We start from the raw sequence: 19,476 nt of genomic DNA, 5'->3' as shown, positions 1-19,476 counted from the left end.
TACGAGTCTTGCTTCCTGCCCGCTGCCCCGCCGGCCGACCGCGCGGCCCTCGGGGCGGTCAGTAGCGGCCGAGGTTCTGGCTAGGTGCCATCACGATGCGTGGAGAGGCGGCCGGGTCCAGCCACTCCAGTACCCGGAGCAGGTTTGACTGTGCCAACGAGACACAGCCGGCGGTACCGCCGCTCCCCATGACGTGCAGGAAGATGCCGCTGCCGCGGGCCGGGGTGGCTGCCCTCACCGGGATGTTGTAGTTGATGACCGCGAAGTAGTTGTACTGCGGCACGGTCTGCCACAGCGCCTCGCTGTACCCGCCCGGGTTCGTGCCGTGCACGAAGCTGTTGTACGTGGACGAGCTGGGGTTCTCGTCCCAGTAGTCGTTCGCCACGAGCTGGTGGTAGCTGTACTTGACGCCAGGGTTGGCGTGCACGCCGTACATGGTGGAGCCGATGCCATAGACACCTGTGGGCGTCGTGGGGACGCCCTCCATATGGCTGTCGCTGAATCCCTTGGTGCCGATCCGCGCGCTCATCACCCCGAGCTTCGGCCGCCACACGCCGTTCACCTTTTCGAACGTCTCGAGGGACGCGACGCTCGTGCCGTAGCCGCTGCTGTAGACGACGATGAGCTGGCGGGTGCTGGCCGGAATGGTGTGTAGCCGGGAGGCGATGTTGCTCTCTGCGGCCGGCGTCGCGGCCTTGCTGGTCGGGACGTGCGACGGCGACCGGCTGAGAGACGGCTTCGTGGACCGGCTCGCCGAAGGCGACGAGGACCGGCTAGCCGAAAGCGACGGGGACCGGCTCGCCGAAGGCGACGGGGAGGGAATTGCGGAGTCAGTCGGTCCGGGGGCGCCGGTCACCGAGGTATCGACTGAAGTCGATCCGGCGTCCACCGTGTCGCTCTGGCCCGGAGCTGCGCAGGACGTGAGTCCGAGCCCGCCGAGCAGCGCCACCGCGATGGCACCGAACACAGCCCGCCTGAACGGCGTTCGCATTCCTACTCCTTCAATGGTTTTTGATGTCCGCCACCGCCGCAGGGAGCATAGTGTTTCCGATACCCATGTCGACGCCCAGGTCGTCTCGGCTGCTGTCGGTCGGTCCGCACGACGATCCATGGCGCGCAGCAGCAACCTCTTCCTCCCGAACGCGGCTGCCGTGAGGTCGACAGCGGGAAGTCTGAGGGGCCCCGCTGCAGCAGGTGACCTGCTGCCCGTAATCGTCGGCCCACAACTCCAGGCCCCAGCCGGGCCAGCGAGCCGACCACGTCTCGGTCACCCCCTCCAAGGGAATGATGCTCCAGAGACCGGCACGGCGCGCCGAAGGGTCGAGGTGAAGTCCTGCGGTCGGAATGCCCGGCACGAGGAAACGAGGCGGCGGTCGTCGAGTTCGGCAATCAGCTGCGGGCCGCCCAGCCAGGGGCGCTGCACTCCCTCACCTGGATGCCGTGGTCGCTTTTGCGGTAATCAGGATGGCATCAGGGCGAGGCGTAAGAGTTTGACAGCTTCGAACCTGGGCTAGCTTGAGCGGCTGCGGCCAGCGCGGGATCGGTGGTCGTGCCGGGCCAGGACGGTGTAGCAGGCCGCGAGGACGATCGCGGTTGTCATAGCGGCACCGCCGGCACGGGTGACGGCCAGGAACACCATTCGCTGCGGTGCCACATCTTCCGTGGCGGCCAGCGCGGCGCCGGCAGCGGCGGCGAGGCCGATGGCCGTCCAGGCCAGCACCACGAGCACCCGATCGGCCGACGGCCAGTGCGCGGTCGCGGCCGCGGGCGACTGCGTACGCCACCATCGGACCAGCCAGACCACGACGGCGCAAGCGCCGACGACGTCGCTCACCCGCTGCGCCCAGCGATAGCCGGGCATGCCGAGGTGCGACTCGGCCAGCCAGCCGATGTGCGTGGCCCCCCACATCCCGTCGTGTGTGAACGAGTCCCACAGCACGTGGGTCGCCGCGCCGAGCACCAGCGAGACGACCAGTATCGCCACGCGGACAGCCGGCCGATGACGGTGACGCGCGGGCGGGGGTAGGCGATCGCGTAGCCGGATCGGCGAGATGGCGATCAGGAAGCGGGCCAGCAGCCCATGCCACAGGGCCACTGCCGCTAAACCCAGCACCACGTCGACGCCGAGGACGCCGGCGAGCGAGTGGGTCAGCGTCGCCTGCACCGGCAGCGGCAGGTAGTAGGGCAGGTCGGGAACCATGCTCCCGAGCACGAGGGCCGACGGCGCCAGCCAGGCTGACCGTGCCAGCGGCAGCACGGCCGCGACGTGACTACCGGTGAACGGCACCTCGCCTCCCTCGCTTGGATGGATCCTGGTGCGCTGTCACCGCTGTTTGACGGTGTATGGGCCGGGCACAGCGGTGTGGCCCTGTGCCGGGGGGGTCAGCCGCGTAGGGAGCCGGTGCTCTTGCCGGCGGGATCCATTGCGACGCAGGTGACGTTGTGGTCGCCTCTCATCCACGCCCGCTGCGTCGGATAGAGAACGAAGAGTTCCAAGGATTCAAAGTCCGCCGTCGGGGCGTAGGACTCGAAACGGTCGTGGCAGCCCTGGTCCGCCTTCTCCAACACCTGCCCCTCGCCCGGCCAGTCCCTTTCGGACAACGCGAAGGCGGCGAAGACCTCGCCCTCGTGTGGTTGCGCACAGGGAACCGCCGGCAGACTGAGAACGTTGTCGCTGTCTTCGAGGTCGTTGACACAGTCGCCCGGCCGCAACTGCCGGGCACTCACCGAACCGCCGCCGGTCAGCTCGCCGGCGGGGTCGCGGTCGGCACCCGACGCGATGGCCACCACGATCAGTGCGGCCAGGCCCAGCACCCAAACACCGGAAAGCACCAGACCGGCGATCGCCAGCCCCTTGCCACGGTAGGGCCGGGTACGCATCTGGACGAGCGCGACGATGCCGAAAATCACGCTGAGCAGGACCCCACCAATGATCCCCAGCACCAGGGAGGCCACCGCGAAGCCGTTCATGCCCGGGTCGGGCGTCACCGGCGGGTAGGGCGGGTACTGCGGATACGGCCGGTAAGGAGACCTCCCGTCGCCGGACGGCGCGGACGGGTACGGCGCCAGCCCGGGTTGACCGGGCGGATCGAGTTGGGCCACGGCCGGGACCATATCAACGATCTTGGGCAGGAGCAGACCCACTGCAGCGCACTTTCACGTGCTGCTCAAGGTCAGAGGGGGCACCACCGCCCTCGGTAGCTTCGGCGGCGGGTCCGCGGGCGCTGCAGTGGGCGCCGCCACAAGCTGGACCGGTCCGGACGCGGTCGCCGGAGCAGCCGGCGGTGCTGCCGTCGGCGGATGGCTCGGTGGCGGAGTGGGAACCGCGCGGCGACGTGATCGGCGACCTGTGGACCGAAGCCGTTGATTGGTAGCGTGAGGCGATGGCGCGAGAAGCCATCTGTAGAGGAACCCCCCGCCACAACCAGATCAGCGGAGCGACAGCACCGGCAGGAAGGCCATCGTCCGGACCACAACGTCTTCGCTGACGATGTCCCGCGACCCGGGCGACGACCCCGGCCAGGGCGAACACCAACACCAGGTCGACGACCAGTTCCAGGAAGTTGACCTGCCGCACGTCCTCGCGACGTTGCAGCAGGTCCTGACCCTTCCACCGCCGTCCCGATCCCCCAGACCGCTTATACTCGCCGGGCACAGCGCAGGCGGACCGGGCGTACACCCAGTGGGAAGCCCCACCGGTGACCGCCAACCACTGGCCCGATTAGGACGCCGCCGATCAGGGGACGGCATGTCTAGTCCCACCCTCTCCCGGTTCACCCCCGATACGCCCCTGGACGCTGAGCGACGGCGGGTAGCGGCTGGACTCAGTGGGACCAGACAAGATCGTCCCCTGCCCGCATTTCTGCTGATCAGGGCCTGTCTTCGCGCCTGGCGGCGGTAGAGGATTCGAACCTCTGTAGCTTTCGCGACGGATTTACAGTGCGGCCCAACGCGGTCAGTACATGGGTAACAAGCCGGGGTGTCGCGAGTGGCCGGGGTGGGTTGGGGCGACTCTTGGGGGGAAGTGCCCACCCCGGCCGACCGGCTCGGCAACGCCGGTCCCCCTTATGGCGACGCCAGGCCAGATTCCGTTACAGGTCAGTCCGAATGCCGGGAATCGGGTGGTCGCGTCGTTGGAGGCATCAAAGCCGCGGGCGACGAGGTCCCGGGCGGGCAGGGATTCGGACCGAGCAATGGCCGCCGGCGAGGGAGCCGCGCGGGGACCGGCTGGCGCACCACCAGGCCACTCGGCCGGCTCTTCGCATCGTGGTTCAGGCCAGACGAGGTCGCGGCTTGTCGTGACACAGCGGGTAGGCCCTGCTGTTAGCACCAATTCTCAGGCCGAGGCTGGTGGTAGCCCAGTCGCAGCCGCGAGCGCTTCTCCACAGGTGGCACTCGACCATCATTTGCCGATTCCTGACGCGGGTCGATCAGGATGCGCCGGTAGGTGCCGGGTCAGCCGGCATAGCGCCGGTCTTCGACGGTGTTGCTCAGCGGGTCTTCTTCGTCGCCCGCTTGCGGGGCGGCGTCAACAGCTCGGCGATCGCGGCGATCGCGGACGGCACTAGGCGGTAGTACGCCCAGACGCCGCGCTTCTCGCGCTCGAGCAGGCCGGCCTCGGTGAGGATCCGAAGGTGGTGACTTACGGTCGGCTGCGAGAGACCTAGCGGCGCGGTGAGGTCACTCACGGACGCCTCGCCCACCGGTGACGACTGGATCAGGCTGAGCAGTCGCAGGCGGGCTGGGTCGGCGAACGCCTTCAGCACTCCCGCGAGCCGCTCGGCATCGGCGCGCTTGATCGGCTCACCAGCAAGGGGCGAGATGGCAGGCGTCGTGATTTCCGCGGTTCCCACGTCTTGCATCGTTGCAGCAACACCACCGGTAGTGGGCTTGACCCGTTTTGACGGACAGGGTCGATGTGTTGATCTTATTCAGGCTGCTTGGCTTGTCGGTAGCCGGTGCAAATCGGTGGCCTCGAACGCGGCGGGGCTGAGGTAGCCGAGAGTGGAGTGTCGACGGCGGGTGTTGTACCAGCCTTCGATGTACTCGAATATTGCCTGGCGGGCGGCGCTATGGGTGGGCCAGGGTTGGCGGTGTAGCAGTTCGGTTTTGATGGTGGCGAAGAACGACTCGGCGACCGCGTTGTCCCAGCACTGCCCACGCCGGCCGACAGAGAGGCGGATGCCGTGGGCAGCGGCGAGGCGGGCGTGTTGGTCGCTGGTGTATTGGGCGGATTCCAGTGGTCGTTGCAACACCTCAATCAAGGGGTGTGTGCATGGGTAGGCCACCAGGTTGGGTGACGGAGGTGACGGGCAGGCCAGCGATGCGATCGCCGGGCCGGCCGGGTGTGAACGAGCACCGGGAGGTGCGGCGGCAGTTCTGGCGTCGGATCGCCGAAGGTCTGTCGAGCGAGGAAGCTGCGGCGGCGTGTGGTGTGTCGCAGCCGGTGGGTGGGCGCTGGTTTCGTCAGGGTGGCGGTATGGCACCTTTGTCGCTGGTTCCGCCGTCGGGCCGGTATCTGTCCTTCGCCGAGCGTGAAGAGGTCGCGCTGCTCAAAGCACAAGGCAAGGGCGTGCGAGAGATCGCTCGAGCGGTAGGCCGTGACGCGTCGACGATTTCGCGAGAGCTGCGCCGCAACGCCGTGACTCGTGGCGGCAGCCTGGACTACCGTGCCGTGGCCGCGCAGTGGCATGCCGAGCGTCGTGGCCGTCGCCCGAAAACCGCGAAGCTGGCGGCGAACCAGCTGCTGCGCGACTACGTGCAGAAGCGGCTCGCCGGCACGATCACCGACGTTGATGGTCGGCCGATCCCGGGCCCGAACGTGCCGTGGAAGGGACGCCGGCACGGGCGTCGCGCAGATCGGCGATGGGGCACGGCCTGGAGCCCGGAACAGATCAGTCGGCGGTTGCGGGTGGACTTCCCGGATGATGAGTCGATGCGGATCTCGCACGAGGCGATCTATCAGTCGCTCTACGTTCAAAGCCGCGGTGCGCTGCGCCGTGAGCTGACGGCGTGCTTGCGCACCGGCCGGGCGTTACGGGTGCCGCAGGCGCGCACCCGTAGACGGGGCAAGCACTTCCTCAGCCCAGAGGTCATGATCAGCCAACGGCCGGCAGAGGTCACCGACCGGGCCGTGCCAGGCCATTGGGAGGGCGACCTGATCATCGGCCTGGAACGCTCGGCCATCGGCACGCTGGTCGAGCGCAGCACCCGGTTCACGATGCTTCTGCACCTGCCCCGCATGGATGGCTACGGTCAGCAGCCTGTGGTGAAGAACGGCCCGCCGCTGGCCGGGCACGGCGCCGAAGCGGTCCGAGACGCTATCGCCGACCAGATCACCAACCTGCCCGAGCAGCTACGCCGCTCGCTGACCTGGGACCAGGGAGCCGAGATGGCCCAACATGTCCAGCTGCGTCTGGACATCGGTCTCGAGGTCTACTTCTGCGACCCGCACAGTCCCTGGCAGCGCGGCACCAACGAGAACACCAACGGACTGCTGCGCCAGTACTTCCCTAAAGGCACCGACCTATCACGACACAGCATCACCGACCTCGAGGCCATCGCCGCCGTGCTCAACAGTCGGCCCCGCAAGTCTCTGGAGTGGAGAACGCCAGCAGAGGCCCTGGACGAACACCTAAGATCAATCCAACAGGCCGGTGTTGCAACGACTCCTTGAACCTAAGTTGACAGCCGCGGTCGGAGTGGAACACCAGCCCGGACGGCGGCCGGCGCCGCACAAGGGCATCGGTGAGCGCGGCGTCGATCAGGTCGGTGCGTAGGTGCTCGGCGACCGCCCAGCCCACGACCCGGCGCGAGGCCAGGTCGATGACGGTGGCCAGATACAGCCAGCCTTGCCAGGTGTTGATGTAGGTGATGTCGCCGCACCAGCGGGTGTCGATCCCCGCCGGGTCGGTGCCGAAGTCACGGTTGACCAGGTCAGGTCGCCTGCCGGCGTTCGGGTCAGGCACCGTGGTCGTTCGCCATCGGCGTGGACTCTTGCCGGCCAGCCCGGCGCACCGCATCAGCCGGGCGACGCGTTTACGGCCGTGTCGCAGCCCGGCGTCGGCGAGGTCGGCGTGGATCCGCGGTGCTCCGTAGGTGCCTTTCGACACCGCGTGCACCTGCGTGATCTTCGCGGTGAGCTGTGCGTCGACGCGCTGCCGCTGGGACTGGACGCCGCGTTGCTGCTGGTAGTAGGCGGACCGGGAGACCTCGAGTAGCTCGCACGCGCGCTTGACGTTGTGCTCGCCGGCTTGCTCCGCCTCGATGAACGGGTACACGTTCACCGGGTCTCCTTCGCGAAGAAAGCCGTTGCCCGCTTCAAAATATCGACGTCTTCACGCAGCCGGCGGTTCTCACGCCGAAGCTGCGCGAGTTCGTCTCACTCATCCGAGGTCAACCCGTCAGTACGGGCGCCGCTGTCGAGTTCGGCCTGCTTGACCCATTCACGCACCGCGGTCTCGGTCAAGTCGAAATCCTGGCTGACCTGCCTGATCGTGCGGTCACCACGCTGACACAACTCGACGATCTCGGCCTTGAATTGCGCCGTGAACGACCGCCGAGGCCGCGACCGCTTCTTCCCCACGTTCTCCATGATGCTGGACATCCTCCCGGAGACCCCAGGTCCCCTGATCTCGGATGTCCGTCAAAACGGGGCAGGCCCATAGACCGTGCAACGAGGGCTGGATCACGCTGAGTTCCTCGGGAGGGACACCTTCCCTCGGCTCGAAGCGAGGGCGGCTTCGGGCTCTACACCGAACCCGACCTCGCCCGCCTCTCCGTTTCAAACACGCAGGTCAGAAGTCCCGCGCGGCGACGGAAAGCGCGCGCAGACGCCGACACCCGCATCGCACCCACGTGACACCCGCCGCCTCGAGAGGCCAGACAGCAGAAGGGGCCTGACCCGCCCGGAAGCAGGTCAGGCCCCTCTTGATTTTGTGCGCCCGAAGAGATTCGAACCCCTAACCTTCTGATCCGTAGCGCCCCAGAGTCCGGCCGCGTCCCCCGTCCGGGGTGCGTCCCGCGCGGATACCCGCAGGTCCGGCGGCTACATAGGCAGCTAGCCATGCTTTTTGCGCATCCATCTGGACCGGTGCAAGTCCTGGCTAGTCCGGCTGTGTCCTTGTCGCTTCTTCGACGTCCGATCCCCAGCCGAGCACCATTGGAGCGGCGCGGGGCCTGCGGAGCGGGCACAGGGCGCTCCGGCGACTTTAGGTTGTGACTTCGGAGGGACAACCTGTGGTTGTCGACTCTTAGGCGAGCAGGGGCTCGAAGATGTCACGGGCCAGCGTGGTGGCCTGGTCCTGGTCGAGGACGGTGGCGGTGAGGGTGGGATGGGCGGTGATCCACACCTGGGCGTTTTCGGCTGAGGTGAAGAAGTTGATGGTGGAGCAGCAGGTGTTTACCGAGCGGCCGGTCGCATGGCTCGCCGCGTACACCACCACCGCTTCCGGCGGCTGGTAGGTGGCGGCGCCTTCGGCGACGGTGACCTGGATGGGTTGGCCGGTGTGCGGGTCTGCGGAGGTGATGAGCGCGTCGGTGTCGAGCATGAACGGCATGCCCAGCGCGTCGATGGCGCACATCGCGAACACGTCGACCTCACCGAGCGACACCGTATGCGGTGTCGGCACCGGGGAGAACGGGTAGGCGGCGATCAGCCGGCCGCCGTCGTCGACAGCGAGCAGATCCACGGCACTGAGTTGCCGTAGGGCGGCTGCCGCGTGGAGGCCGACCGCGTCGGCGGCCGAGCTGGTCTCGGTATGGCTGGGGGCGGTCCCGGTGGCGGCGAAATGGCGCAGGACCGCCCGATACACCTGACGCAAACCATCCGGCAGCTGTGTGCGCGGCGGGGCCGGTCGAGACGGATGGCGTTGCCCGGCTGGGCGCAATAGTCCACCGCTTGCAGGCCCGCCCCAGCCGGGCCCGCCGCTGGTTCCGACGTCATCGCCTGCTGCAGGGCTGCCCGAAGGTGCTCGGCGGTCGGGAGGTCGAGCCGACACGCCGCCCCGTCGTCAACCACCCCGCCCATCACATCCACGCCGTTGACCAGCACCGAGGGCGACGGATAGTCGCCCACCACCTCGGTCACTTCGGCTGAAAGCCCGAGGGCGGCCAACGACGTGTACAGCGCCTTCCGGACCGGGGCGAGATTGGGGCAGTCCGGCACTGAGCGAAGTTCGACGATCACCCCACCAGTGTGAACCCTGTATCTGACTGCAGGGGCAAGGCCACGGCTGGGCGCACTGGCACCACGCGGACCGGGCAAGTGGCAGCCGCCACCGGAGTCACGGCCGAGATTCTGCGCTTCTCCGAACGGCGCGGCCTGCTGCCCGCCTCGGCGCGGACCAGGTCGGTCAGTGTGCGCGTGCTCGGGGCAGGGATTGCAGGGTCAGGCCGATGCGGGCCAGGCTTACCGGAACCGCCACGAGCATTGGCCACACCAGGGTCGGGGCGACAAGCAGAACGGCGGCCACCATCGCCACGTCGAGGGCGACAAGGCCGAGACCGCCGGCGTCCCCTAGCCGAGCGCGCCGATAGCTACGCCGGCTGGTCGCCGCAGTGATCAACGAGGCGACGACGGCCAGCAGCGTGAGGCCGAACACGGCTGCAGCCGGCGCGGGAACTGGCCAGCTCCAGGCGTGGGCGGCGACGAGGGTGGCGCCCCAGCTGGCACCGACAAGGGGGCCCGTGGCCAGCAGCATCCGGGCGGTCCGCCGGCTCGGGGAGTGCACGACGAACGCGTCGGTGATCTGGTCGACCGTGCCGAATTCGGCGATTGCGGCGCGGGCCGCGTCCGCCGGCGGCAGCCCGGCGGCGAGGTGGTGGCGCCAGGTCTCGGTCAGCCCGTCGGCGAGTTCGTCGACCGTGCCGGAGGGCAGACGGCGGGCCAGGACGCCGAGGTGGGCGTCGATCAGCTGGTGGCTGGCCACGGCTTGGTCTCCAGCAGTGTGGTGATTGCGGTGGCGAACTCGCGCCAGTTGTTGCGGTCGGCGTGCAGCCGCCGAACGCCGGCCGGGGTGAGCTGGTAAGTGCGCCGGCGCCGGCCGTCCACACTCGACCAGGACCCGGCGATCAGACCGGCGCTTTCCAAGCGGTGCAGGGCCGGGTAGATGGTGCCGGTGGGCAGGTCGAACCGGCCGCCGCTGCCCTCCCGCAGGGCCTCCTTGACCGCGTACCCGTGCCGCGGACCGCCCTCCAACGCGGCGAGGAGCAGCACGTCCAGATGGCCCTTGAGCTCCTGCGCACCCACCTTCATGAGCGGAGCCTATCCCCTACATAGGTAGTTATGCTACTGTCCGGCCAATAGGTAGCAATCCTAGCTATTGATGGGTGGTCGGGATGGGTAAACGACCGGCGGTCGAGGCGCAGGGCCTGGTCAAACGGTTCGGTGAGGTGCCCGCCCTGGCCGGCGTGGACCTGCAGGTGCCGACCGGCGGGGTGCTCGGGCTACTCGGCCCGAACGGGGCGGGCAAAACCACGGCGGTGCGGATCCTGACCACGCTGCTGACCCCGGACGCCGGGCGGGCCAGGGTGATGGGCTTGGACGTGGTGCGTCAGGCGGACGCGGTGCGACGGGTCATCGGCCTGTCGGGTCAGTACGCCGCCGTGGACGCCTACCTGACCGGGCGGGAGAACCTGCGCATGATGGGTCGGCTGTCCGGACTGCGCCGGGCCGCCGCGCGGCGGCGGGCCGATGACCTGCTGGAGTTGTTCGACCTCACCGACGCTGCCGGTCGCACCGCCCGGACCTACTCCGGCGGGATGCGCCGCCGCCTCGACGTGGCCGCGAGCCTGGTCGCCGCGCCTGCCGTGCTGTTCCTGGACGAGCCCACCACCGGTCTGGACCCGCGCGGGCGGCTCGGGCTGTGGCGACTGCTCGGTGAGCTGACCACGCAGGGCACGAGCATATTGTTGACCACCCAGTATCTGGAGGAGGCCGACCGGCTCGCCGACGCCATCGTGGTCCTCGACCGTGGCCGGGTGATCGCGACCGGCACCGCCGACGAGCTGAAGGCCCGAGTCGGCGGTGACCGCTTGGAGTTGCAGTCACCTCCCGGCGCCGACCCGCATTCGCTCGCCGGAGCGATGGCCGGCCTCGGCTTGGCGCCGCCAACGGTTGACGTCGAGGCCGGCCGTGTGGTCGTTCCGGTCGCCGATGGGCCGGGCGTCCTGCCTGAGGTCGCCGCTCGCCTCGCCGCGAGCGGGCTGCGGGTATCGGACCTCGCTTTGCGCCGTCCCACGCTCGACGACGTGTTCCTCACCCTCACCGGGCAGTCCACGACTGCGCCGTCGGCATCGGACACGATTACGGCCGGGAGCGTCCGATGACCGCGACTATCACGCCGGACAGCGTCGTGCGAATGAGCGGGCCCGGCTGGCTGCTGGCGAACGTTGCCACGGTCACCGGCCGCAACCTGCACCGCCTGGTGCGGGTACCGACGCTGATCGCGTTCGCGACCGTGCAGCCGGTGCTGTTCGTCCTGCTGTTCACCTACGCGTGGGGCGGCGCCATCCACCCGCCCGGCGTCACCCGCTACATCGACTACGCGCTGCCCGGCATCTGGGTCCTCGCCATCGCGTTCGGCGCCTCCCAGACCGGGGTCGCGCTCGCCGACGACCTGTCCACCGGCATGATCGACCGGTTCCGGGCACTGCCGATGGCCCGCTCCGCCGTCCTGGCCGGCCGCGTCGCCGCGGACGCCGCCCGCAACCTGTTCGTCCTCGCCCTGATGACCGGCGTCGGCTACGCGATCGGGTTCCGGTTCCATGCCGGCCCAGCTGCGGCGCTGGCCGCGATCGGGCTCGCCCTGGGGGTCGGGATAGCGTTCTCGTGGATCTTCGCGCTGCTCGGGCTGCTCGTCCGCGATCCCGAGTCGGCGGGTATCGGCGGACTCCTGGCGGTCATCCCGCTGATCTTCACCAGCTCCACGTTCGTCCCGGTGGCCACCTTCCCTGGCTGGCTGCAAGCCTTCGCCACTGTCAACCCGATCACCGTGACCGTCGACGCGCTGCGGGCGCTGTGCCTGGGCGGCCCGACCGCCACCTACGTGTGGCAGGCCGTGATCTGGATCGGTGGGCTGCTCGCGGTGGCCATACCCGCAGCTGTCGTCTGCTATCGGCGCACCGGCGCCACATAAACACTCAGCCGCCGCGGCGACCAACTACCCTCCACCAACGGCGTCACCTGCGGGTGCGCATGCCGGTGGCGGCGATGCCGCAGCAGGCGGCGACGACGGCGCGAGCAGGAGGGGGTAGTCGCCAGTGGTGTGCAGGAGGGCGGCAGCGGCGAGGGGCGCGGTGGCTTTGGCGATGGTGACGGGTGCGGCGAGTCGGCCGGCGATGCTGGCGTACGCGGTAGTCCCGTAGCGATTGGCGAGGAGTGCGGGGGTGGCGAGGCTGGCGACGCCGAAGCCGAGCCCGAAGCCGATGACGCTGATGACCGCGCCGCTGCGGGTACCCGCGAGCAGGGGCATCGCGAGGACAGCGACAGCCTGGACGGCGAAGATGACGGCCACGATGGTGGTGACCCGCACTCGGCGTCGGGCGCCGGTGAGCACGAGCCGGCCGGTGACGGAGAGGACGCCGAGCAGCCCGGCGGTGGTGGCGGCGAAGGTGGGCGGGTGGCCGCGGCTGGTGAGGTAGCCAACGAGGTGCACCGCCATGGTGCTCGTCGCCGCGCCGTGGGCGATGAAGGTGACGGCCAGGATCCAGAACCTGGCGTCCCGCATCGCCGCCCTCGCCGACTGGTCCGACGGGGCGTCGGATGCTACCGGGCTGCGCGGCGTTCTTCGGATGACGAGCGTGTGCAGGGGCACGGTGAGCAGGCCGTGAATGGTGGCGAGGACCAGCAGCGCGCCGCGCCAGTCGAGGTGTTCGACGAGGATCCCGGTCAGGGGAAGGAAGATGGTGCTGGCGAAGCCGGCGACGATGGTGACCGCGAGCAGGGCGGTGCTTCGCCGGTCGGGGGTGAACCAGGAGACGATAACGGCGAAGGCGGGTTCGTAGAGGACCATCGCGCCGGTGACGCCAATGCCGATCATCACGGCGTAGAGCTGCCCGATGGTGTGGACCTGGGACCAGGCGAGCAGTAGGGCGGTGGCGGTGAGCGAGCCGACGGTCATCAGGGCGCGTCCACCGTGCCGGTCGAGCCACCGTCCGACGGGGATGGCCAAGATCGCGCCAGCGAGGACCGATGCGGTCAGTGCGCCGGTGACGGCGGTGGTGGAGGCGCCGAGGGTGGCGGCGATCGGGCGGAGCAGGACCGCGTAGGCGTAGTAGAGGGTGCCGTAGCCGACGGTTTGGGTGACGGCGAGGGCGGCGACGATCCGCCAACCCTGGGCGCGATGCCCGCCGACCGTCGAGTCGGCGGGCACCGTGATGGCGGTGGTGGACATCAGCTGCCGCAGCAGCCGCCGGCCTGGCCGGTGGGGGCGGCGTCGAGGGTGATGAGGCTCAGGGGTGCGGACAGCAGGCCCCCGGAGATGCCGGTGGCGAGCCCGCGCGCTGCCGGGTCGGCGGTCGGGGCCGGTCCGCAGCAGCTGTCGCCGGTGGCGGAGTCGGCGGGGTTGCTGTTGCAGACGCCGGTTTCGGGCAGGTCGAGCTGGACGTCGCGGGCTGCCTCCCAGTCTCCGGCGAGGGCGGCGACGACGGAGCGGACCTGCTCGTAGCCGGTGGCCATCAGGAACGTCGGCGCCCGACCGTAGCTCTTCATGCCGACCGCGTAGTAGCCGATCTCCGGGTGGGTGAGCTCGTCCACGCCGTGTGGAGGGACGGTGCCGCAGGAGTGCTCGTTCGGGTCGATCAGCGGCGCGAGGGCTCGGGTGGCGCCCATGACCGGGTCGAGGTCCAGCCGCAGCTCGGCGGCGATGGAGTGGTCCGGGCGGAAGCCGGTGGCCGCGACGATCCGGTCCACGGTGACCGCCTCCTCGCCGCCGTCGGCGTGCCGCACGACCACGGCGACCCGGTTCCCGGCCGGGGTGAGGGCGTGCACGGAGAAGCCGGTGAGCAGCCGGATCCGCCCGGCGTCCACATGCTCCCGTAGGCGGGAACCGAGGGCGCCGCGGGCGGGCAGTGCGTCGGCGTCGCCGCCACCGTAGGTGCGCGCCGGCGAGGCGGACCGGATCGCCCAGGTCACCTCGGTCCCCGGCTGGTCGGCGGCCAGCTCCGCGAGGGAGAGCAGGGTGTTGGCGGCGGAGTGGCCGGCGCCGACGACGAGGGTGTGCCGGCCGGCGAAGCGGTCCCGGTCGGCACGGAGCACGTCGGGCAGGGCGTGCTCCAGGTACGCGGCGACGGCGGTCTCTCCCCGGGCGGGCAGGCCGGAGGCGCCGAGGACGTTCGGGGTGCCCCAGGTGCCGGAGGCGTCGATGACGGCCCGGGCGAGGATCTCGTCGTCGTCGGCGAGACGGATCAGGAACGGGGCGGTGTCCCGGCCTGCGGTGCGCAGCCGGTCCAGGCCCAGGCGGCTGATCGCCTCGATGCGTGCGCCGTAGCGCAGGTGAGGCTTGAGCTGCGGCAGTTCGGCGAGCGGTTGGAGGTAGTCGCCGACCAACTCCCCGCCGGTGGGCAGGGCTTCCAGGTCGGGGGCGATCCAGCCGGCCTCGTCCAGGAGTCGGCGGGCGGCCGGGTCGATGTTGTAGCGCCACGGGGAGAACACCCGCACGTGCCCCCACTGCCGCACCGCAGCGCCGGCGGTGTCGCCGGCTTCGAGGACGGTGAAGGGGATGCCGCGCTCGTGCAGGTGCGCGGCGGCGGCCAGGCCTACCGGACCGGCACCGATCACCACGACGGGCAGCTCGTTCGGGGCGCTCATCAGATAACTCCTCCGTGTTGAAAACTGTCGAATCAAGTGGGTGGACGGCGGCCCCGACTGGTGGGCCACTGGTTGGTCAGGTGATGGCGGGGCTGCGTCGTTCGAGGAGGACGACATCGCGCCACCGGCCGTGATGGCAGCCAACCCGCTCACGGACGCCGATGACCCGGAACCCAACCCGCTCGTGCGCGGCGAGGCTGGCGATGTTCTCCGGGAAGACGCCGGACTGGATGGTCCAGATCCCGGCGGCCTCAGTTGAGGCGATCAATGCCTCCAGTAACAGCCGGGCCACCCCACGGCCCTGGGCGGCGGGGTCGACGTAGACGGAATGCTCGACCACCCCGGCGTAGACCGCCCGCGTCGAGGTCGGCGAGACCGCGATCCAGCCGACCACGATGTCGTCGCCGTCGACGGCCACGAAGCGATGTTCCGGTAGCTTGCCGGCGTCGAATGCCGCCCAGATGGGTGCGGTGGTCTCGAAGCTGGCGTGGCCGCCGTCGAGGCCGGCCTGGTAGATCGCCAGGACCCGTTCGGCGTCGTCGGCCGTCATCGGGCGGACGGTGATGTCGGCCATCAGCAGGCTCCGTTCGGGCTGGGGGCGGGTCGGCCCATGACGACGTCGGCGGCGGACGGGAAGCACCCGACGCAGGCGTCGTTGATCCGGTAGTGACGGGCCGTTCCGACCGGCTCCATTAGGACGAACCGCACCTCGGTGAGGATCTTCAGGTGCTGGGAGACGGTGGACTGGGCCAGCCCGACCGCGGCGACGATCTCCCCGACGCTCATCGGTCGGGCGTGACGGGCGAGGTACTCGACGATCTGCACCCGGGTCGGGTCGGCCAGGGCGCGGAACCACGACGCGTATGTCTGCGCCGTCGCCCGGTCGAGCAACTCGTCCACCAAACGTCTCCCTCTATCGTTTATCGCCGATTGACGATGAAAGTGTAGCGGGCGCGGCCGCCGCGAGGCAGACGGTGGCGACAACCAGGCGGGCGATCGCCGTGAGAGTGTCCGGATCGACGCGGTCCGGGGCGTCGGCCGGGCTGTGGTACCCGCCCATGCCGGCACCGATGCCCACCGCCGCGAGGCCGGCGGCGCCGTAGCGGCGGTTGTCGGAGGCGACCGGTCCGGCGACGAGGGGGACGCCGGTGTGCCGGCCGGCCTGGTCGAGCAGGGCGAGCAGCCCGTGGGCCGGCCCACCAGCCTCGACCGCGGCGGCCTGATCGAGTCGGCCGGCGCCGTCGACGTTGATGACCAGCGGGTGAGCGTCGCTGGCACGCAGCCGCTGGCTGTGGTGGGCGGAGCCCAGCGCGCCGACCTCCTCGGCGTCGAGCAGCGCGACAGACAGCCCAACCCCGGCGGGCGGCGCGGCGGACAGGATCCGGGCGGCCTCCAGGACCACCGCGACGCCGCTGGCATTGTCCGCCGCGCCAGGCTGACGCAAGCCAGGGTGGTCGCCGACGCCGTCGTAGTGGGCGGTCAGCAGCAGGTCGACCCCACCCGGCGGCGCCGCGTGGACGGTGGCGTGGATGTTCGTGCCGGTGACGTCCAGACGGCGCAGCGGAGCGTTTGCGCTCAGCCAGCCCGCACCGGTCACGGCAGCGGCCAGGACGGCGCGGTGGGTGTCCTCGTCGAGCGTCAGGATGGGCAGCGGTCCCGGATCCGGGCCGGCGAGGGTCGTGTACTGCCAACCGTCGGCATCCACAGCCCGGCTCACCAGCAGGCCGGCGGCACCCTGGGCGTCACCGTAGGCGTCGAACAGACTCATCCCCGTGGGCACCACCAGCCACCGGCCCGTCGGATCGCCGCTACCGGCCGCAGTCAATGGGCCGCGCCTGACCTCTACGGCGTCGGAGGAGGCCGAGTGGACCGCGACCTCCCGGCCGAAGACCAGGAGCGTCGAGGTCGCTCCTTCGCCCCACACGACCGTCGGCGCCGCATACACGTCGGGCACGGCACGGACCGGGAAGTCGTCGGTCTCGACCGTCGCGCCGAGCGCCGCGAGGTGGTCGGCGAGCCAGGCACGGGCGGCGGCCCCGCCGTCCGTGCCGACCCGCCGGCCGGCGAACTCCTCCGAGGCAAGGGTGGTGATCGTGGCGGCCATCCGCCCGGCCGACACCGTCGCGAGGATCGCCTCCACCTGGGCGGCCGATCCCGATACCGGGGTCATCCGCAGCACCCCTGACCCGCGTTCACGGCCTCGACCTTCGCCTCAGTACCGCAGCAGGAGCCCGCCGCTTCGGCGGCCTGCTGGCTGCCGCAGCACGGTCCGGCGGTCGCCGCCTCGCCAGCGGGCGGGAGGATCGATCCGAGCGCCTGCGCCGGGCTGCCGCAGCAGGAACCGGAGCCGGTCACGGCCAGGGCATCGGCCGGGTCCCCGAAGAACCCGCCCGTCGCGGGGGTGGTCTGGGTGTTCTCGCTCATCACCATGTCCTTCCGATCAGGGTTACCGACGGCCGATCAGGGTGTACGCACTGGTGCGGGCACTTTCATAGCGACGCTCCACCCGCTGCGCCGAGGTGGACACCTCGGCGCAGGAGTCGCAGAACCGCACTCCCACCTGGGCGGCCGCTGGCCGCCGAGACTTGCCGAACATGACGATCCCCTTCCCACGGCGTCTGTCTTGACGTCCGTCGAATCAGAGAGTTGCACGTTGCTTAGACAGATGTCAACCTAGAGGCATGTCAAAGCAACCGGCGTCGCTTCCCGTCATCGACCTCACCTCCGACACGCCGTGCTGCCCGCCCCTGGCGCAGCGCCGGGTACCGGCCGAGACCGCCGCCGTCCTCGCGCCCGCGTTCAAGGCGCTCGGCGACCCGGTGCGGCTGCAGTTGATGTCGATGATCGCCTCCGCCGAAGGTGGGGAGGCGTGCGTTTGTGACCTGACCCCCGCGTTCGACCTGACCGGGCCGACCATCTCGCATCACCTGAAGACGCTGCGCGAGGCAGGCCTCGTCGACGCCGAGCGGCGGGGTACCTGGGTGTACTACCGGGCCCGGCCGGCCATCCTGCGCCAGCTCGCGGCACTGCTCACCGTCGAACCGGCAACCGCTGCATAAACCGTGGCCCCCGGCCCGCGTTACGCACGTGCTCGGCCAGGGCGGCGATGACGTGGGTGGCGTCGCGGCCGACGCCGCGCAGGGTGTTCGACGAGAACGACCGCTGGAACTCCAGCCCCAGGTAGACCAGCCCGGCATGGGTCGTGGAGACCCCGCCCACCTGCCGAGGCATCCCGCTGCGCTCAAGCGCTCCGAGTGGGGCTAGGTAGTCGAGGTTGGGGCGGTAGCCGGTTGCGAAGATCACCGCGTCGACCTGCTCAGACGTGCCGTCGGGCCAGGTGACGCCGTCGGGGGTGAAGGCGGTGAACATCTCCCGGCGGGCGAGCTGGCCGGAGGCGATGGCGTCGCGGTAGACGCCGGTGTCGAGCACGGCGGCGTGGCGGACCAAGCGGGTGAGCACCGAGCGCGGGAGGCGGTCGGCGCCAGTGACGTGGAGCCAGTGATGCAGGTCTCGGCCGCGGATGCGCTGGGGCACGAACTTGATCGGCGCCCGGGTGGCCAGGGTGACCCTCGCCTGCGGCGCCAGTTCGTGGGCCACCTGCACCGCCGAGTTGCCGGCACCGACCACGATGACCCGCTTGCCAACGTAAGGGTCGGGCCGCCGGTAGTGCGCGACGTGCCGCACCTCGCCGGCGTAGGCCTCCTGGCCGAACAGCACCGGCAGGTGCGGGTTGCCGAAGGACCCGCTGGCGGCAACCACGCCCGCCGCCGCGATCTCCTCGCCAAAGTCGGCGTGGACGAGGTAGCCGCCGCCCGGACGGGGGTGCACGGCGGTGACGCGGACGCCGGTGCGGATGTCGGCGTCGATGCTGGCGGCGTAGCGGCGCAGGTAGGAGACAACCTCGTCGCGGGCCGGGTAGCGGTCAGGATCTCCCCCGCCGAACGCCAAGCCGGGCAGTGAACTGTAGCGGGCCGGGGAGAACAGGGTGAGGCTGTCGTAGTAGTCCGGCCACGAGCCGACCGGCTCCGCACCAGCTTGCAGCACGATGGGGCGCAGGCGCGCGGACAGGGCGGCGCGAGCGGCGGCGAGGCCGGACTGGCCGCCGCCCACGATGATCACGGGTTCCGAAGCGGTGCTCACCCCAACATCATATCGTCGTTTTGTTGAATGACAATATGATGATGGTGCGGGAGGGTAGGAGTTATGGACCAGCCAACGCGTAGAGCCGAGGTGCCCGGCACCGGACAGAGCGGGTTGGGACTGGACACGCAGGAGTTCCTCAAGGCGCTGGGCAGCCCGACGCGACAGCGGATCATGATGCTGTTCGCGCAGGGCGCCGAGCTGTCGGTCGGGGAGGTGGCCGAGCGCACGGGCATCAGCCAGGCCACCGCCTCACAGCAGCTGACCCTGCTGCGCCGAGGGCGCGTGGTGACGTCGCGCCGCGACGGGAAGACCGTGTACTACCGGGCCGACCGCGACGGCACACTCGCGGCGCTGGCCGAACTGCAGTCATACCTGATGACCTGCTGCTGACCGCACTTCGCCACCGAGCCGGCACGGCGGCTTCACCTCCACCACTGAGGGACAACCTCTCGGGGCGAGTTGCCACGCAAGAACCAAACGTCCAGGGCTCAGGGGGGCAGGCTCCGGTCGGCTGGCGGCCTATC

23 protein-coding genes are annotated in these 19,476 nt (G+C 70.1%); 5 read left to right on the top strand and 18 right to left on the bottom strand.

Annotated features, from left to right (window positions below; genetic code table 11):
• Positions 1-58: 58 nt before the first annotated feature.
• The 5 genes from BUS84_RS03345 to BUS84_RS38100 all read right to left on the bottom strand — a co-directional run bounded on the left by BUS84_RS03345 (position 59) and on the right by BUS84_RS38100 (position 5,255).
• A complete protein-coding gene (locus BUS84_RS03345) occupies positions 59-949 on the bottom strand; it encodes a L,D-transpeptidase family protein (RefSeq protein ID WP_143728198.1) in 891 nt (296 codons plus the stop codon).
• Positions 950-1,510: 561 nt separating this feature from the next.
• Positions 1,511-2,287, bottom strand: coding sequence for a DUF4184 family protein (locus BUS84_RS03340; RefSeq protein ID WP_074308646.1), 777 nt, complete (start codon positions 2,285-2,287; stop codon positions 1,511-1,513).
• A gap of 95 nt (positions 2,288-2,382) precedes the next feature.
• Positions 2,383-3,144: a DUF4190 domain-containing protein gene (locus tag BUS84_RS03335; protein ID WP_143728197.1), complete on the bottom strand. Its 762-nt coding sequence runs from the start codon at positions 3,142-3,144 to the stop codon at positions 2,383-2,385.
• A gap of 1,346 nt (positions 3,145-4,490) precedes the next feature.
• The gene (locus BUS84_RS03330; protein WP_074308644.1) at positions 4,491-4,862 is read right to left on the bottom strand and encodes an ArsR/SmtB family transcription factor; all 372 of its coding nucleotides are present in this window, start codon (positions 4,860-4,862) and stop codon (positions 4,491-4,493) included.
• A 69-nt stretch (positions 4,863-4,931) separates the two neighbouring features.
• Entirely contained in the window at positions 4,932-5,255 is a 324-nt protein-coding gene (locus BUS84_RS38100) for an integrase core domain-containing protein (RefSeq protein ID WP_159450970.1), read from the bottom strand.
• A 20-nt stretch (positions 5,256-5,275) separates the two neighbouring features.
• Here BUS84_RS38100 and BUS84_RS03320 point away from each other — a divergent pair, with 20 nt between their 5' ends.
• A complete protein-coding gene (locus tag BUS84_RS03320) occupies positions 5,276-6,676 on the top strand; it encodes an IS30 family transposase (protein WP_074308642.1) in 1,401 nt (466 codons plus the stop codon).
• Here the strand turns inward: BUS84_RS03320 and BUS84_RS03315 are convergent.
• From BUS84_RS03315 to BUS84_RS03295, 5 genes are all read right to left on the bottom strand, one after another.
• Entirely contained in the window at positions 6,573-7,286 is a 714-nt protein-coding gene (locus BUS84_RS03315) for an IS3 family transposase (RefSeq protein ID WP_074308630.1), read from the bottom strand. The two genes, BUS84_RS03320 and BUS84_RS03315, sit on opposite strands and share 104 nt — an antisense overlap.
• Positions 7,287-7,381: 95 nt before the next feature.
• Positions 7,382-7,606: a transposase gene (locus BUS84_RS03310; protein WP_084757124.1), complete on the bottom strand. Its 225-nt coding sequence runs from the start codon at positions 7,604-7,606 to the stop codon at positions 7,382-7,384.
• A gap of 646 nt (positions 7,607-8,252) precedes the next feature.
• Positions 8,253-8,813 (bottom strand): alkylmercury lyase family protein, encoded by a 561-nt coding sequence (locus tag BUS84_RS03305; protein WP_159450969.1) that lies wholly within the window; start codon positions 8,811-8,813, stop codon positions 8,253-8,255.
• Positions 8,814-9,353: 540 nt separating this feature from the next.
• On the bottom strand, positions 9,354-9,929 hold the full coding sequence (locus tag BUS84_RS39470) for a permease prefix domain 1-containing protein (protein WP_084757120.1): 576 nt from the start codon (positions 9,927-9,929) through the stop codon (positions 9,354-9,356).
• A complete protein-coding gene (locus BUS84_RS03295; protein ID WP_425293423.1) occupies positions 9,911-10,255 on the bottom strand; it encodes a PadR family transcriptional regulator in 345 nt (114 codons plus the stop codon). Before BUS84_RS03295 ends, BUS84_RS39470 begins: the two co-directional genes overlap by 19 nt.
• A gap of 83 nt (positions 10,256-10,338) precedes the next feature.
• Between BUS84_RS03295 and BUS84_RS03290 the strand changes: the two genes are divergently transcribed.
• Entirely contained in the window at positions 10,339-11,328 is a 990-nt protein-coding gene (locus tag BUS84_RS03290; RefSeq protein WP_074308623.1) for an ATP-binding cassette domain-containing protein, read from the top strand.
• Positions 11,325-12,137 (top strand): ABC transporter permease, encoded by an 813-nt coding sequence (locus BUS84_RS03285; RefSeq protein WP_074308621.1) that lies wholly within the window; start codon positions 11,325-11,327, stop codon positions 12,135-12,137. Before BUS84_RS03290 ends, BUS84_RS03285 begins: the two co-directional genes overlap by 4 nt.
• Positions 12,138-12,161: 24 nt before the next feature.
• On the opposite strand, the gene BUS84_RS03280 is transcribed toward BUS84_RS03285, so the two are convergent.
• The 7 genes from BUS84_RS03280 to BUS84_RS38095 form a co-directional block, all read right to left on the bottom strand.
• On the bottom strand, positions 12,162-13,394 hold the full coding sequence (locus tag BUS84_RS03280; RefSeq protein ID WP_143728192.1) for an MFS transporter: 1,233 nt from the start codon (positions 13,392-13,394) through the stop codon (positions 12,162-12,164).
• Positions 13,394-14,809, bottom strand: a complete 1,416-nt coding sequence (locus BUS84_RS03275; RefSeq protein ID WP_074308620.1) for an FAD-dependent oxidoreductase — start codon at positions 14,807-14,809, stop codon at positions 13,394-13,396. The genes BUS84_RS03280 and BUS84_RS03275 overlap by 1 nt, the downstream gene beginning before the upstream one ends.
• Before the next feature lie 76 nt (positions 14,810-14,885).
• Positions 14,886-15,383: a GNAT family N-acetyltransferase gene (locus tag BUS84_RS03270; protein WP_074308617.1), complete on the bottom strand. Its 498-nt coding sequence runs from the start codon at positions 15,381-15,383 to the stop codon at positions 14,886-14,888.
• Entirely contained in the window at positions 15,383-15,709 is a 327-nt protein-coding gene (locus tag BUS84_RS03265) for an ArsR/SmtB family transcription factor (RefSeq protein WP_425293422.1), read from the bottom strand. Before BUS84_RS03265 ends, BUS84_RS03270 begins: the two co-directional genes overlap by 1 nt.
• Before the next feature lie 13 nt (positions 15,710-15,722).
• On the bottom strand, positions 15,723-16,979 hold the full coding sequence (locus BUS84_RS03260) for a M28 family metallopeptidase (protein WP_208869508.1): 1,257 nt from the start codon (positions 16,977-16,979) through the stop codon (positions 15,723-15,725).
• Positions 16,976-17,233 (bottom strand): hypothetical protein, encoded by a 258-nt coding sequence (locus BUS84_RS03255; protein WP_074311973.1) that lies wholly within the window; start codon positions 17,231-17,233, stop codon positions 16,976-16,978. The genes BUS84_RS03260 and BUS84_RS03255 overlap by 4 nt, the downstream gene beginning before the upstream one ends.
• Before the next feature lie 22 nt (positions 17,234-17,255).
• Positions 17,256-17,405, bottom strand: a complete 150-nt coding sequence (locus BUS84_RS38095) for a hypothetical protein (protein WP_159450968.1) — start codon at positions 17,403-17,405, stop codon at positions 17,256-17,258.
• Between the two features lie 85 nt (positions 17,406-17,490).
• Between BUS84_RS38095 and BUS84_RS03250 the strand changes: the two genes are divergently transcribed.
• Positions 17,491-17,868 carry an ArsR/SmtB family transcription factor gene (locus BUS84_RS03250; protein ID WP_074308613.1) on the top strand — a complete coding sequence of 126 codons (378 nt, stop codon included), beginning with the start codon at positions 17,491-17,493 and terminating at the stop codon, positions 17,866-17,868.
• Here the strand turns inward: BUS84_RS03250 and BUS84_RS03245 are convergent.
• Positions 17,840-18,949 (bottom strand): flavin-containing monooxygenase, encoded by a 1,110-nt coding sequence (locus BUS84_RS03245; RefSeq protein WP_208869507.1) that lies wholly within the window; start codon positions 18,947-18,949, stop codon positions 17,840-17,842. The two genes, BUS84_RS03250 and BUS84_RS03245, sit on opposite strands and share 29 nt — an antisense overlap.
• A gap of 63 nt (positions 18,950-19,012) precedes the next feature.
• Here BUS84_RS03245 and BUS84_RS03240 point away from each other — a divergent pair, with 63 nt between their 5' ends.
• Positions 19,013-19,342: an ArsR/SmtB family transcription factor gene (locus BUS84_RS03240; protein WP_084757117.1), complete on the top strand. Its 330-nt coding sequence runs from the start codon at positions 19,013-19,015 to the stop codon at positions 19,340-19,342.
• The last annotated feature ends 134 nt before the right edge of the window (positions 19,343-19,476 follow it).

This window comes from Micromonospora cremea, from assembly GCF_900143515.1.
In the GTDB taxonomy this organism is placed as follows: domain Bacteria; phylum Actinomycetota; class Actinomycetes; order Mycobacteriales; family Micromonosporaceae; genus Micromonospora; species Micromonospora cremea.
Note: the sequence above shows the minus strand (reverse complement) of the source record. Positions and strands in the feature narration are given on the sequence as shown.

Excerpts from the sequence above, each read along its gene's own strand:
- BUS84_RS03330 (WP_074308644.1), bottom strand. The coding sequence starts at position 4,862 with ATGCAAGACGTGGGAACCGCGGAAATCACGACGCCTGCCATCTCGCCC.
- BUS84_RS03320 (WP_074308642.1), top strand. The coding sequence starts at position 5,276 with ATGGGTAGGCCACCAGGTTGGGTGACGGAGGTGACGGGCAGGCCAGCG.
- BUS84_RS03310 (WP_084757124.1), bottom strand. The coding sequence starts at position 7,606 with ATGTCCAGCATCATGGAGAACGTGGGGAAGAAGCGGTCGCGGCCTCGG.
- BUS84_RS03295 (WP_425293423.1), bottom strand. The coding sequence starts at position 10,255 with ATGAAGGTGGGTGCGCAGGAGCTCAAGGGCCATCTGGACGTGCTGCTC.
- BUS84_RS03290 (WP_074308623.1), top strand. The coding sequence starts at position 10,339 with ATGGGTAAACGACCGGCGGTCGAGGCGCAGGGCCTGGTCAAACGGTTC.
- BUS84_RS03285 (WP_074308621.1), top strand. The coding sequence starts at position 11,325 with ATGACCGCGACTATCACGCCGGACAGCGTCGTGCGAATGAGCGGGCCC.
- BUS84_RS03280 (WP_143728192.1), bottom strand. The coding sequence starts at position 13,394 with ATGTCCACCACCGCCATCACGGTGCCCGCCGACTCGACGGTCGGCGGG.
- BUS84_RS03275 (WP_074308620.1), bottom strand. The coding sequence starts at position 14,809 with ATGAGCGCCCCGAACGAGCTGCCCGTCGTGGTGATCGGTGCCGGTCCG.
- BUS84_RS03270 (WP_074308617.1), bottom strand. The coding sequence starts at position 15,383 with ATGGCCGACATCACCGTCCGCCCGATGACGGCCGACGACGCCGAACGG.
- BUS84_RS03260 (WP_208869508.1), bottom strand. The coding sequence starts at position 16,979 with ATGACCCCGGTATCGGGATCGGCCGCCCAGGTGGAGGCGATCCTCGCG.
- BUS84_RS03255 (WP_074311973.1), bottom strand. The coding sequence starts at position 17,233 with ATGAGCGAGAACACCCAGACCACCCCCGCGACGGGCGGGTTCTTCGGG.
- BUS84_RS38095 (WP_159450968.1), bottom strand. The coding sequence starts at position 17,405 with ATGTTCGGCAAGTCTCGGCGGCCAGCGGCCGCCCAGGTGGGAGTGCGG.
- BUS84_RS03250 (WP_074308613.1), top strand. The coding sequence starts at position 17,491 with ATGTCAAAGCAACCGGCGTCGCTTCCCGTCATCGACCTCACCTCCGAC.
- BUS84_RS03240 (WP_084757117.1), top strand. The coding sequence starts at position 19,013 with ATGGACCAGCCAACGCGTAGAGCCGAGGTGCCCGGCACCGGACAGAGC.